This window comes from Dyadobacter sp. HNCC25DJ183, from assembly GCF_056895175.1.
In genome coordinates, this window is the sequence record NZ_JBXHAP010000007.1 from 139,906 (window position 1) to 152,480 (window position 12,575).

The following is a 12,575-nucleotide window of genomic DNA, read 5'->3' on the forward strand; positions in this document are numbered from 1 at the left end:
GCAAAGGTAAAAAAATCTCGTTGTCAGACTTTCGGATTATGCGAAATGGTTCGCGATTCGCAACATCTGTTCCGCTTTCCTTGTTTAGCTTTCTAGAATACTTAAATTTGTTAGAAGCCAATTTAAAGATATCGTGCTAACGCTCAGCAAAAAACAGATCGGCAACTGGGTACTTTTGGACTATTTGTCTCAAAAGCAGGTTTATGCAGATAAGATTTCGTTCTTGGAGAATAAATACAACACCGACTTGTCGTCTTTTGAACAACAGGTAGAGCAGGCTTCGGTTGAAAGTTTTGAAGCCTGGGACGACTTGATCGAATGGAAAGCGTATCAAAAACTGCTAACTGATATAGTTGCTAAAATTACTGATATCAGGAATGGAGATTTTCAAATGGCTGGATAACCCCGCTTTCGTCAGCAGTTACATTGTGAACGATTTCAGGCAAACAGAGGACTCATTCTATCTGAACATTGAGGCCCATTTTGTAGACGGCAGCGTTTTGTATATCCGAGAATTTACGGAGGCCAGCAGACGAAAGTATGCTTTTCATTGGCAAAAAAGTTCGGGCGAACTCAATATCAGATGGGACAATGCGCCACATTTTCCGAATCTGCCCACCTTTCCACATCACAAACATCTAGGCACAGGAGAAGTTGAGGCAAGTCACGACATTTCACTGGATGATGTATTCCTGCACATTCAGGCAAGTTTTGCAAGGCGCCTATAAGCAGAAAACTACATTACTGTGATAATTGGTAATCTTGTGTCAAAATGTCTAATGAGAGATTAAGACGTTTTGAAAGATTGCGGATCATCTCGATGCTAAGTTTCCTTTTCCTGTTAAGAACCTCAGACACCCTATTTTTGCCTCCAATTTCTTCAACTAAATCAATCTGCCGCAGTTGCATTTCTTCCATTCTGATCTTAATTGCCTCAATCGGGTCCGGGGCTTCAATAGGATAATGTTCATCTTCATAGGTATCAATTAACAACGCAAGCACATCAGCCTCGTCACTTTCCGGCGTGCCGACAGGTGCATTGAAAACTTCTCCCAGCCGCTTCAAAGAAGTACGGTACTGTTCTTCTGTCTTGATTAGTTTAAGCATGGTCAAATTGCTTTGATTAAATTAATTTCCCCCTCAGCTATTCACCATAAAAAACGCGGTCCGCGGAAAACGGTCGAAGAGCTCGTCTTTTAACTCGTTGCCGATCGGCAACTTGCCAACTGCTTCCGACATGCATTGCAGCCAGGCAACCGCGTCGTCTTCCGTGATAGTATGGGGCATGTGGCGGGCGCGCATCATCGGGTGACCGTATACTTCTGAATAAAGCTGCGGACCACCCAGGAACTGTGTCAAAAACAACCGCTGCTTTTCCTTGATCAAATCCTTATCCGTTTTAAACAAACGCGAAATAAGTTCGTGGCTGAAAACGAGGTCATAAAAATCATCTGTCAACTGGCGCAATGCTGCATCTCCGCCGATGCGTTCGTATAATGTTTGGTTTTCCATTCTGATCTGCAAATTCTAATTATCAAAACGCATATGCTTCACAGACTCGCCCGAGCGCGCCAGTTCTGTCAAGGCCTCAATGCCGATATCAAGATGTTTTTTAACAAAGTTGGTGGTCACTTTCTTATCGCTCTCTTCCGTCTTCACGCCCTCTGGTACCAGCGGATTATCCGAAACAAGCAACAATGCGCCGTGCGGAATGGAATTGGCAAAACCAACAATAAAAATTGTCGCGGTTTCCATATCGATCGCCATTGCACGAATTGCACGCAGGTACTCTTTGAATTCCGCGTCGTGCTCCCAGATCCTTCGGTTGGTTGTGTAAACAGTGCCCGTCCAATAATCCATTTTGTGCTTTTTGATACTGGCCGAAACCGTACTTTGGAGCCGGAATGAAGGCAATGCAGGAATTTCAGGCGGCATATAATCGTCGCTCGTACCTTCGCCGCGAATGGCCGCAATCGGCAGGATCAGGTCGCCCACCTGCGTCTTTTTCAGTCCGCCGCATTTGCCCAGGAACAGTACAGCCTTGGGATTAATCGCAGACAGCAAGTCCATGACAGTAGCCGCCATCGGACTTCCCATTCCAAAATTGATAATAGTAATGTCCTTGGCAGTGGCAGTTTGCATCGCACGTCCGTGCCCTTTTACAGGCACATCAAACTTCTCCGCAAACATGGTTACATAATTTCCAAAATTGGTCAGCAGGATATAATTCCCAAACTCTTCTACCGGCGTTCCCGTATAGCGCGGGAGCCAGTTTTCGACGATTTGCTCTTTGGTAGTCATGATTTCAGACAGTTAATTGGCTGGGGCTGCTGTGATGTGTATCTTCGTTTTATGGAATCCTTAAACCTCCCAGCATTTGCCTATAAAGTTAAACAGGTTAATGGGAAACCGCATATTTTCGACATTATACGCAGGAAATTCGTAACCCTCACGCCGGAAGAATGGGTACGCCAGCATTTCATCCATTTGCTGATTACACACTACGGTTACCCCAAATCCCTGTTCGCGATAGAGACCGGCCTACAATACAATTCGCTTTCCAAAAGGACGGATATCATGGTCCTGTCTTCCAACTCCCTCCCCTTTTTACTGGTGGAATGCAAAGCGCCGTTTGTACCTGTTACTGAGGCAACCTTCGCGCAGATCAGCCGATATAATTTTACGTTACAACCCCGGTTTCTGGCAGTAACCAATGGCATGAGCCACTATTGTTTCCAGGCGCTCGACGGACAAATCAGCTTCATGGACGATTTTCCTGCTTACCGGGAAAATAACCTGTAAAAAAGGAAAGCCTGTCACAAACGGACAGGCTTTGCCAAATTATTATTAGCCATGAAAAATTATTTCGCCGCTACTAATTTCACGTCGATTGTAAAATCATCATTGATCATTTTGTCGCCCAGGTTGTCGAAAAACGATTTTGAGTTGTATTTGATATCGTATTTAGAACGGTCAACTACCATTTTACCAGTCGCTTCTGCACCATTTGCAGTAGTTTTTACAGTTACCGGGAAAGTAACAGGCTTGGTAATTCCTTTAATCGTCAAATCACCGGTTACGTCGTAAACACCAGCAGATTTCGGAGCAGCTTTTGTTACTACGAAAGTAGCAGTCGGGTGTTTTTCAACAGAAAAGAAATCATCAGATTTCAAGTGACCGATCAGCTTTCCGTTGTATTCTTTATCGGTAAGGTCAGTACAAGTAATGCTGGTCAGGTCTGCGACGAATTTACCGCCAGTCAATTTAGCGCCATCAAGCGTAATTGTACCTTCTTTCAATGCAATTTTTCCTGTATGCTCGCCTGTTACTTTCTTTCCTACCCAGGTAAGCTCGCTTTTTGAGGTGTTTACTTTCAGATTAGTGGCTTTTTTACCGTCCTCAGCAGAAACAGAGGCAGAAACAAACGCAGCAACTGCAAGGGAGGCAAAGAAAAATCTCACTGATTTCATTGTAGTTTTCATTGTAATTTAAATTGAATTGTTTATTGTGATTATTGTTTTGAGTGAAAATTATTGTTCGGCTTCCCTGACCTTGTCAAGCAGGGCACTGATCTGATCTGCTTCTTCCGGCGTGATGATATTGAACCTGTCTTCCCATTGATCCACATAAGGATCCAGTTCGGCAAGCAACCTCAGTCCCTCCTCTGTGATCAGCACATCCACGGCGCGCCTGTCTTTTTCGCAGGAACTGCGCTTTGCCAGATTTTTGGCAAGTAACTTGTCAACCAGTCTCGAAGTATTCGAATTCCGGTCGAGCATTCGCTCGGTAATGTCGCTGACCTTGATTGGCGTATTACCCTGTCCGCGCAAAATGCGCAGTACATTGTATTGCTGTGACGTGATATCGTGACCCTTGAAAAATTCGAGCTGCTTATATTCCAGCCAATTGGTCGTATAAATCAAGTTCAGTGCAAGTCGCTGGTACGGGCTCCGAAATTTTTTTTGTTTGATATCAGTTTCAATTGACATGGTGTCGGGCTTTAAATGCAAATAATATGTATATACATTTAATGTTGTAACATCTATTTATTCTTTGATAGTTCCTTGCTGCTGAAAATATTTTCAGCAAAAACATTTTACAAAACCCATTCAGCTAGCCTTCAATGATTTACCTTCAAAAACCATTAATCCTCGCGTCCAACTCACCACGCAGAAAGCAACTCCTCACCGATCTCGGCTTTGATTTTGCAGTGGACGTGCTCTCTATCGACGAGAGTTTTCCGGCAGATATGCCCACCCACGAAGTTGCAGGCTATATATCAGGCGCAAAGGCGGAGGTATTCAGGGGTAAGCGGCCGGGGGAGATTGTGCTGACGGCCGACACAGTGGTAGTAGCGGAGAACCGGATTCTGGGGAAACCCGCAGATGAAGCAGAAGCTTTCGAAATGCTGAGATTATTGTCGGGCAAGAAACATGACGTGGTCACCGCCGTGAGTATCCTGTCGGACAATGGACTGGAAACGGTATCGGATACAGCAACAGTTTATTTCCGCGACCTCGAAGATTCGGAAATATCCTACTATATTGACCTATGCAAACCGTTTGATAAAGCAGGTGCTTACGGGATACAGGAATGGATCGGAATGACCGCCATTGAGAAAATCGAAGGTTCTTTTTACACGATCATGGGCCTGCCTGTTCACATTGTCTACCAGAAGCTGAAACCCTTTTTCAGGGATTAAAAACGTTCGATGATTGCCGACAGATCAAAATTTATCCCGCGTGTTTGTTATGAAATATTCGTCCGCTCTTTCTGCGATTCGAATGGAGACGGGATTGGTGATCTGAAAGGCATTATTTCAAAGCTTGATTACCTGGCTGACCTTGGCATTGAAGCGATCTGGCTCACTCCCATTCATCCCTCGCCCAGTTACCACAAGTACGATGTGGTCGATTATTTCGCAATCGAGCCCGAATATGGCACCATTTACGATTTCAGGAGGCTGCTCTACGAAGCGCACAAAAGGAAAATCGAGATATACCTCGACCTGATCGTTAACCACACCAGTACGCTGCACCCGTGGTTTACCGAAGCCCGCAAAAGTCCGGATAACCGTTTCAGGCAGTTTTATTGGTGGATGACACCGCCGCAGATCGACGCGCTAGGCATATCTCGACGAGAAACTTCCGACGATTCGCAGGTTGTATATCCCTGGCACGAGAATGCAGAAGATCAGCAGAAATACTACGGCCTTTTTTACAAAGGAATGCCCGATCTCAACTACCACTCCCCTGCGCTCCGGACCGAGCTTGAAAAAATTATCGATTTCTGGCTGGTCGAAATTGGCGTGGATGGTTTTAGGCTGGATGCAGCCCGGCACATTTATCCTGAATGGGAAAAACAGCATAGTCTTGAATTCTGGGATTTCTTCGCCGGTTTGATCAGGAAAAGCAATCCGAATGCATTTACCGTCGGGGAAGTCTGGGCGGAGACGGAGGAAGTCGCACCCTATTTCAAGCACCTTGACGCCACCTTTCACTTTGACCTGAGTTTTGCATTACAGCGCATTCTGGTGCAGGAACAAGACGAAGAGCTGATTAAAAAACTCAATGCGAGCTACGCCCTTTTTGCCGAATACAATCCGCATTTCATAGACGCGACAATGCTCACCAACCACGATCAGGAGCGGATAGGAAGTGTGGTGGTCAACCATCCGGATAAAATAAAGCTGGCGGCCAGTATCCTGCTTACACTGCCCGGCCAGCCCTACATTTACTATGGAGAAGAGATCGGTATGCTGGGCTCAAAGCCCGATCCGCACATTCGCGAGCCATTTTTGTGGACCGAAAGCCCGGAAGACGAGCCAGGTACCACGGGCTGGATTAATGCGAAATTCACTACCTCTGAAACCGTCGTTCCATTATCCAGGCAGGCCGCCGACCCGCAGTCCATTTACCACCATTACCGTACATTGATCCGCCTGCGCAAAGCCGAACCTGCGTTATGTCAGATCATTAACCCAAATCTTTCACCGGTAGACCTGTCTGACGAACAGCTGCTTGCATTTCTTCGCCCGCATCCCACGCGACCGGTGCTGGTCATTCACAATTTGTCGGGCACAACCAAAAGTATCAGGATACCGAACATCCTCCGGGAGATGCACGAAGTCATTTTCACCAATGATCCTAAAATTAACGGTGACTTCACTGGCGGACTGCTGGCACCTTACGCCAGCCTGATTTTGACTGCCGCGGCCGTTACCTTCAAATCTGAGCTTACCGAACAGTAGTTGCAGCAACACAGCCCGCTTTTTGTTCAATTATCTAATCCGCCCAAACACTTTCCGGTCTATGAAAATCGCGTTTCAGCTTTTTGCATTCTTCACAATCGTACATACAGCCTTTGCCCAAAAGCAATATCCCACAATGGGTAAGGTGATTTTTGAAGATGCGGCATTTGAAAAACTGATTGCAAAAGAGACAAAGGTGGAAGTACTCGCCTCCGGATTCGACTGGTCAGAAGGCCCGGTTTGGGTAAAAGAAGGCGGCTTTTTACTTTTTTCGGATGTTCCCAAAAACAGGGTTTACAAATGGGAAGAAAAAAGCGGGTTATCTGTTTTTCTTGAACCTTCGGGCTATACCGGAAAAGGTGTTTACAGCGACGAGCCCGGCAGTAATGGATTGATTATCGATAGCAAAGGCAGGCTGGTATCCTGTGAACACGGCGACCGACGCATTTCGGCGATGCCGCTGCTGGTTGGAGGCAAGCTTACATTGGCTGATCGTTTTTCAGGAAAGCGGTTTAACAGCCCGAACGATATAACAGAGCATGCGAATGGAAGCTACTACTTCACCGATCCACCTTACGGATTGAATAAAAAACACGAAGATCCGTCGCGCGAAATTGCGCAGTTTGGCGTGTACAGGATCGCAAAAGACGGGACAGTAACCCAGGAAATCGCTGATCTGACAAGACCCAACGGGCTTGCTTTTTCTCCTGACGGAAACACCTTATATGTAGCTCAGTCCGATCCCGAGAAGGCAATTATCATGTCTTATCCGGTAGACGCAAGCGGAAAAGTGGGCAAAGGCAAACTCGTATATGATGCCACTCCGATGCTTAAAGCTGGCAAAAACGGGCTGCCCGACGGGTTAAAGGTAGATAAAGATGGAAACCTGTGGTCTTCCGGGCCTGGCGGAATGCTGATCCTGACACCCGCAGGCAAACTCCTGGGCCGGATTGAAATGAATGAGCTAACTTCCAACTGCGCCTGGGGAGGCGACGGAAGTACGTTATACATGACTGTCGACGGTTACGTTTGCCGCATCAAAACACTGACAAAAGGGGCAGGCTGGTAACCTACCTGTCGGTCCGTCGCACGGAGTTCAATGTAGATTCCACTTCCGATTTTACGGCGGGCCAGTTGTTTTTTCCATCTCGGTAAATGTGCGTGTAAGCCTTATAAAGTGTTTTCTGATCCTCATCAATGCGATCGAGCTGATCAGAAATCACCTGCCTTCCTGAGTTACGGGCTGATTTGTATTCACCAATCAAACTATCCCATCGTTTTTCAAGGTTGCTGATTTCATACAAAACAACCTCCCCCAGCTTGTCCATTTCCTGGTATTGCAGAACTAGATCCCGGTTATAATCTGCGTCTCCTGCACCGCGGGAGTTTCCTTCATTGACTTTGCCGTAATCCCGGCGGTAGGAATCGTCGGAGCCTGTCGTTCTTGAACTTCTGTAACGGTCTGAATCGGAGTCGTAAGTAGATGTGCCGTGCCGCTGATCGTACCTTTTCTGCAGGGTTGCCGAGCAGGAGATCTGGAGTGCTGCAACTACGGCAAGCAGAAAAATTGTAAATGGCTTTTTCATGAAGTGTTCAGGTTAAAAATTGTGTCTTAAACCAATGCTGAGGTTTGGATTGAAGTAAAAGAATTTCGGGATCAGTTCAAGATAACCGCCACCCTCTACAAAGAATGAAGCCGGTTTTTGGGCAAAGAAAAATTCCAGACCTACTGTTGCAGAGGGACCAGTAGATATGTTGGTGGTATACACCGATTTCACATTGCGGTCGGGATAGTACCGCCTCGAATTGACCTGCACACCCGGACCTGCATACGCAGAAATACGCTCGTTGAACAAAGGCACGTACCATTCGTAACTCACATTGAACATCACGCCCACACTGCCCATATCATCGTTGCTCACCTTGTAATTATCTTTGCTTTTAAACAATCCAATGTAAGTTCCGAAGCTGATATCCAGCGCATTGCGCTCTCCGTATTTACGCACACTTACTGCAATTGGTTCACCCACTTCAAATCCCAATGCCCAATCCTGACTTTGCGAAAAAGCATCTGTAACGAATAGAAAAAGGGTGGAAAGAAGTAGTAGCTTTTTCATACTGGCTGGCATGTTTTAATAAATTGAATTGACTGAATACCTTTTCAGGAACAAAAACAGTGCCATCCCGCCCGCAGTTCACCTTTCATTCCGATCAATCAAATTCAATGAACGATTTTGGTTCAACACCATTTTCTTCATAATATTGGGCCTTATTTGCATTGCCAGCCATATTTCAAAACTAACAGCCGCACACAGTGACCCAAGTCGAAAAGAGTAAGATTTTTAATGCAAAAGATTTAATAGCTTATTTTCTTGTTGCAGGCACCGGGGCAGTTATCCAGTTAGTTTCCAGCAGTTTAATTCAGGATTGGTTTGGTATTTCATGGAGTGATTCCATTGTACCGTCTTACCTCGTAGGTTTAATTTGGGGATTTATCCTGACGAAGCTTTTCGCTTTCGACGCGCGCCGCAGCAATCAGACGCGCCGCGAAATGGTGAAGTTTTTTATGGTAGCCACCTTCTCTCTTTTTGTAACAAAACTAGGCGCCGACGGTTCTTACTACATTGTTACCCATTACCTGGGTTATGACATTTACGAAGCGAAGCTGCCTTTTGGGAAGAAAGATGTAAATATTACCGAAATGGTCTGCTACATTTTCGGACAGGGTTGCAGCTTTGTCAGCAACTATATTCTGCACAAAACTTTCACTTTCAAAAGCACAGGTTTTTACAACCGCTTGAAAGTGCTGATCCGGTAACTACAATCTTTCAATAATTACCGCAGAAGCTCCCCCGCCGCCATTACAGATCGCGGCCAGTCCGTACCTCCCGTTTTTTTGTTCCAATACCGAAAGCAGCGTGGTAAGAATGCGCGCGCCTGAGGCACCGAGTGGGTGGCCAAGTGACACTGCGCCGCCGAAGATATTTACCTTGTTCACGTCCAGTTTCAAAGCTTGCATATACGCCAGCGCCACTACTGCAAACGCCTCATTTACCTCGAAATAGTCAATATCATCAATTGATAACCCTGCTCTCGCGAGTACCTTTTCGGTAGCGAGCACCGGTGTTGTTGTAAACCAAGCCGGATCCTGCTCTGCATCGGCATATGCGACAATGCGCGCCAGCGGTTTGAGTGACCCTTTCTCTACCGTACTGCTACCGGCCAAAACTAATGCAGCTGCGCCGTCGTTGATCGTAGATGCATTCGCGGCAGTCACCGTTCCTTCTTTTGAAAATACCGGTTTCAGTGAAGGTATCTTTTCAAACTTGACCTTTTTAAATTCTTCATCCTCAGCTACCCACGTAGAGTCTCCTCCCTTGGGTGAGGGTATTTCCACAGGGACAAGCTCGCGCGAGAAAGATCCGTTTGCACTGGATTCCGCGCTCCTTTTGTACGATAATATGGCGAATTCGTCCTGCTGTTCTCTGGTAATCCCGTATTTGTCAGCAGTGCGGTCGCCGCAAACGCCCATACCAATCTGATCGTAAACATCAGTAAGCCCGTCTTTCAGCAAACCGTCCGTTATTTCACCGTGACCATACCCGTATCCATTTCTCGCTTTGGGTAAATAATAGGGTATCTGCGACATATTCTCCATTCCGCCCGCCACCACCACTTCCGCATCGCCGAGCTGGATCGCCTGCGCTCCAAATACAACCGCCTTCATACCCGACGCGCATACCTTGTTTACGGTTGTACAAATTACATTGGTGGGCAAGCCGGCATATATCGCAGCCTGGCGCGCCGGTGCCTGCCCGAGATTGGCCGACACGGCATTTCCCATGATCACTTCGTCCACCTGATCCGGTTTTAAACCCGACTGATCCAATGCACCTTTAATAGCAGTGGCGCCCAGCCTGGCCGCATGAACCGATGACAATGCGCCTCCAAAGCTTCCGATGGGTGTCCGCACAGCAGACAGGATATATACTTCTTCCTTCATGATTACAACTCCGATGAACTTTCGGGCAAGTGGTCATACTCGCCTTTCCAGGCGTAATAACCGAAAATCACCAGTCCTGCGCAAATCGGAATGAAAATCAAAATGATGATAAACCATTGGAGCGTTGTGTTGGTCCTGGCGATTCCTTCCGCAGCAGCTGCGATCTTGTCCATTGCCTGCATAAACAAAAAAATGATGATCACAGGTCCCAGCAACATCCACACAATTCCTAAAAGCTTCTTTAATGCATTCATAGTCTTAATATTTTTGAAAACGAAAAAACCTTAGTCAATTACACTGTTATCAACCCGGTTATCAATGTAAACGGCGCCGATCACGAACGAAAGGGCCGCTATGCCGATCGGGTACCAGAGTCCTGAAAGCGGCGTCGAGCCACTGAATGAAGCGACAAGCGTAGCAATAAACGGTACCAAACCGCCAAAAACGCCATTTCCGATATGGTAAGGCAGCGACATGGAAGTGTACCGGATCTGGGTAGGAAAAAGCTCCACAAGAAACGCGGCAATCGGGCCATAAACCATCGTAACAAGCAACACCTGAAAGAATACAAGCAGAATGACGATCACGTAAGCAGAGCCCGAAAGCGTCACATCCTTGATGGTAGACTCGGGAGTAACTACCTCCGGCTCGGCAGAAAGTGTAACCGTCTGCGCTTCTTTGAAGGTCATTCCATTGGTTAAGGTTTTGGTAACCGTGGTGGTCATTAAAGAGTCGGTTCCATTCGGCGCAAGGCTGCGCTCTTCCACGGGAGCCGAGGTACTTGCGAGACTGGTTTTCTCCATTTCCCGCACATTGGTGGCATCAATAAAGTACTGATATATTGGTCGGTAACAAATTACTCCCAGCAGCATTCCAGTGAGCATAATCCATTTGCGGCCTACTTTATCACTCCACGAACCAAAAAGCACAAAAAATGGCGTGGCAAAGAATATTGCCCAAAGCAGAATGTAGCGCGACTCGTTAAAGTCCAGCTTACAGGTATTTTCAAGGAAAGACTGTGCATAAAACTGGCCGGTATACCAGACTACCCCCTGCCCCATCGTGGCACCGAACAATGCCAGCAGTACCATTTTGAAATTAGCTTTCTTTTGAAAACTCTCTTTCAATGGATTGGAGGACACTTTTCCCTCTGCCTTCAATTTGGTAAAAACAGGCGATTCATGCATTTTCATGCGGATGTAAATCGAAACGCCTACGAGCAGGATCGACATAAGGAAGGGAATGCGCCAGCCCCAATCTGCAAATGCTTTCGCGCCGAGTAGGTTTTTCGTCAGAACGATCACGCCGAGTGAAAGAAACAGGCCCAGTGTGGCGGTGGTTTGTATCCAGCTTGTAAAAAAGCCTCTTCTGCCAACAGGCGCGTGTTCAGCAACATAAGTAGCTGCACCGCCGTATTCACCACCCAATGCAAGCCCCTGAACAAGTCTGAGAATCAGTACCAGAATAGGCGCTGCGTACCCGATGCTGGAATAGGATGGGATCAGACCGATCAGGAAGGTAGATCCGCCCATTAAAACAAGCGTAAGCAAAAACGTGTATTTCCGTCCGATCAGGTCACCCAAACGGCCGAAAACCAATGCGCCGAAAGGTCGGACAATAAAGCCGGCAGCGAAAATGGCCAATGTGTTGATCAGCGCGGAAGCACCTGCGTCGCTGGGAAACAGCTGCTGCCCGATGATAACTGCCAGGCTGCCGAAAATGTAGAAATCATACCATTCGATTAATGTACCAAGTGAAGAAGCGGCAATTACCTGCGTAATGCTTTGTGTAACATTTGGGTTGTCGGAACGCATGGGTTTGGGAAAGGTGGAGAAAAAACAATTTTAGCTGAATAAGGCACAACCCCCTTTGCATTACTCATTACCCAAAACAAAAGCCCTCAGGAGTTGGTCCAAAGGGCTTTCTGATTACATCGGTATGTTTATTCTAGAATTCGTCGTCTTCGTCATCTTCGTCCAGCGGGATAATCTCGTCCCCGTCTTCGATCACGACTTCCCGGTTTTCGATATCATCGTCAAATTCATCTGCAACGGTACCGTCTTCGTCAGTCAGATCTTCATCTTCGTCCACATCTACGTATTCTTCGTCTTCATCCTCATTGCCAGCCAGATCAGGGTCTTCTGCAACGGGGCGTGACTGTTGTGTATTTTGTGGGTAATCCGGGAATACGGGCGCTTCCAATATTGGTTTGCTGGTATCCAGAATAGCAGGTTCTCCTCTTTCGCGTATCATGATATTTGCAGTTTAAGGTTCGTTAATGTTTTGCCGGATTTCTTAAATAATCATTCCAAAAAATTGAAA

General features: G+C 46.6%; 18 protein-coding genes. 7 read left to right on the plus strand and 11 right to left on the minus strand.

The genetic code is table 11. The features are described 5' to 3' along the window. Positions 1 to 133: 133 nt before the first annotated feature. A complete protein-coding gene (locus tag AC1XTG_RS18455; protein WP_484842971.1) occupies positions 134 to 403 on the plus strand; it encodes a hypothetical protein in 270 nt (89 codons plus the stop codon). Then, positions 378 to 728 (plus strand): toxin-antitoxin system TumE family protein, encoded by a 351-nt coding sequence (locus AC1XTG_RS18460; RefSeq protein WP_484842972.1) that lies wholly within the window; start codon positions 378 to 380, stop codon positions 726 to 728. Before AC1XTG_RS18455 ends, AC1XTG_RS18460 begins: the two co-directional genes overlap by 26 nt. Positions 729 to 741: 13 nt before the next feature. Here AC1XTG_RS18460 and AC1XTG_RS18465 read toward each other — a convergent pair whose 3' ends face one another. The 3 genes from AC1XTG_RS18465 to AC1XTG_RS18475 are packed head-to-tail and all read right to left on the minus strand — an operon-like array spanning position 742 to position 2,301. Next, positions 742 to 1,107 carry a helix-turn-helix domain-containing protein gene (locus AC1XTG_RS18465; RefSeq protein WP_484842973.1) on the minus strand — a complete coding sequence of 122 codons (366 nt, stop codon included), beginning with the start codon at positions 1,105 to 1,107 and terminating at the stop codon, positions 742 to 744. A gap of 33 nt (positions 1,108 to 1,140) precedes the next feature. Next, positions 1,141 to 1,512, minus strand: coding sequence for a globin domain-containing protein (locus tag AC1XTG_RS18470; RefSeq protein WP_484842974.1), 372 nt, complete (start codon positions 1,510 to 1,512; stop codon positions 1,141 to 1,143). 15 nt (positions 1,513 to 1,527) lie between these two features. Then, positions 1,528 to 2,301: an AMP nucleosidase gene (locus tag AC1XTG_RS18475; RefSeq protein WP_056284903.1), complete on the minus strand. Its 774-nt coding sequence runs from the start codon at positions 2,299 to 2,301 to the stop codon at positions 1,528 to 1,530. 51 nt (positions 2,302 to 2,352) lie between these two features. On the opposite strand from AC1XTG_RS18475, the gene AC1XTG_RS18480 reads away from it, so the two are divergent. After that, positions 2,353 to 2,802: a type I restriction enzyme HsdR N-terminal domain-containing protein gene (locus AC1XTG_RS18480; RefSeq protein WP_484842975.1), complete on the plus strand. Its 450-nt coding sequence runs from the start codon at positions 2,353 to 2,355 to the stop codon at positions 2,800 to 2,802. 59 nt (positions 2,803 to 2,861) lie between these two features. Here the strand turns inward: AC1XTG_RS18480 and AC1XTG_RS18485 are convergent, their stop codons facing one another. Then, on the minus strand, positions 2,862 to 3,470 hold the full coding sequence (locus tag AC1XTG_RS18485) for a YceI family protein (RefSeq protein WP_056286435.1): 609 nt from the start codon (positions 3,468 to 3,470) through the stop codon (positions 2,862 to 2,864). 60 nt (positions 3,471 to 3,530) lie between these two features. Further along, on the minus strand, positions 3,531 to 3,989 hold the full coding sequence (locus tag AC1XTG_RS18490; protein ID WP_056284909.1) for a MarR family winged helix-turn-helix transcriptional regulator: 459 nt from the start codon (positions 3,987 to 3,989) through the stop codon (positions 3,531 to 3,533). A gap of 134 nt (positions 3,990 to 4,123) precedes the next feature. On the opposite strand from AC1XTG_RS18490, the gene AC1XTG_RS18495 reads away from it, so the two are divergent. The 3 genes from AC1XTG_RS18495 (at position 4,124) to AC1XTG_RS18505 (ending at position 7,319) form a co-directional block, all read left to right on the plus strand. After that, positions 4,124 to 4,702: a Maf family protein gene (locus AC1XTG_RS18495; protein WP_484842976.1), complete on the plus strand. Its 579-nt coding sequence runs from the start codon at positions 4,124 to 4,126 to the stop codon at positions 4,700 to 4,702. 9 nt (positions 4,703 to 4,711) lie between these two features. Continuing rightward, positions 4,712 to 6,250 (plus strand): alpha-amylase family glycosyl hydrolase, encoded by a 1,539-nt coding sequence (locus tag AC1XTG_RS18500; protein WP_484842977.1) that lies wholly within the window; start codon positions 4,712 to 4,714, stop codon positions 6,248 to 6,250. Between the two features lie 61 nt (positions 6,251 to 6,311). Next, the gene (locus AC1XTG_RS18505) at positions 6,312 to 7,319 is read left to right on the plus strand and encodes an SMP-30/gluconolactonase/LRE family protein (RefSeq protein ID WP_484842978.1); all 1,008 of its coding nucleotides are present in this window, start codon (positions 6,312 to 6,314) and stop codon (positions 7,317 to 7,319) included. 1 nt (position 7,320) lies between these two features. On the opposite strand, the gene AC1XTG_RS18510 is transcribed toward AC1XTG_RS18505, so the two are convergent. Then, positions 7,321 to 7,836, minus strand: a complete 516-nt coding sequence (locus AC1XTG_RS18510; RefSeq protein ID WP_484842979.1) for a hypothetical protein — start codon at positions 7,834 to 7,836, stop codon at positions 7,321 to 7,323. A 12-nt stretch (positions 7,837 to 7,848) separates the two neighbouring features. Continuing rightward, positions 7,849 to 8,367, minus strand: coding sequence for a hypothetical protein (locus AC1XTG_RS18515; protein WP_056284925.1), 519 nt, complete (start codon positions 8,365 to 8,367; stop codon positions 7,849 to 7,851). Positions 8,368 to 8,564: 197 nt separating this feature from the next. Between AC1XTG_RS18515 and AC1XTG_RS18520 the strand changes: the two genes are divergently transcribed. Next, complete coding sequence (locus AC1XTG_RS18520) at positions 8,565 to 9,068, plus strand: GtrA family protein (RefSeq protein ID WP_056284928.1); 504 nt, start codon at positions 8,565 to 8,567, stop codon at positions 9,066 to 9,068. Here the strand turns inward: AC1XTG_RS18520 and AC1XTG_RS18525 are convergent, their stop codons facing one another. From AC1XTG_RS18525 to AC1XTG_RS18540, 4 genes are all read right to left on the minus strand, one after another. Further along, entirely contained in the window at positions 9,069 to 10,253 is a 1,185-nt protein-coding gene (locus AC1XTG_RS18525; RefSeq protein ID WP_484842980.1) for a thiolase family protein, read from the minus strand. A 2-nt stretch (positions 10,254 to 10,255) separates the two neighbouring features. Beyond that, positions 10,256 to 10,507, minus strand: coding sequence for a DUF6814 family protein (locus AC1XTG_RS18530; RefSeq protein WP_056284936.1), 252 nt, complete (start codon positions 10,505 to 10,507; stop codon positions 10,256 to 10,258). A 30-nt stretch (positions 10,508 to 10,537) separates the two neighbouring features. Next, positions 10,538 to 12,067, minus strand: a complete 1,530-nt coding sequence (locus AC1XTG_RS18535) for an MFS transporter (protein ID WP_484842981.1) — start codon at positions 12,065 to 12,067, stop codon at positions 10,538 to 10,540. Between the two features lie 133 nt (positions 12,068 to 12,200). After that, complete coding sequence (locus tag AC1XTG_RS18540) at positions 12,201 to 12,506, minus strand: hypothetical protein (RefSeq protein WP_056284942.1); 306 nt, start codon at positions 12,504 to 12,506, stop codon at positions 12,201 to 12,203. Between the last annotated feature and the right edge of the window lie 69 nt (positions 12,507 to 12,575).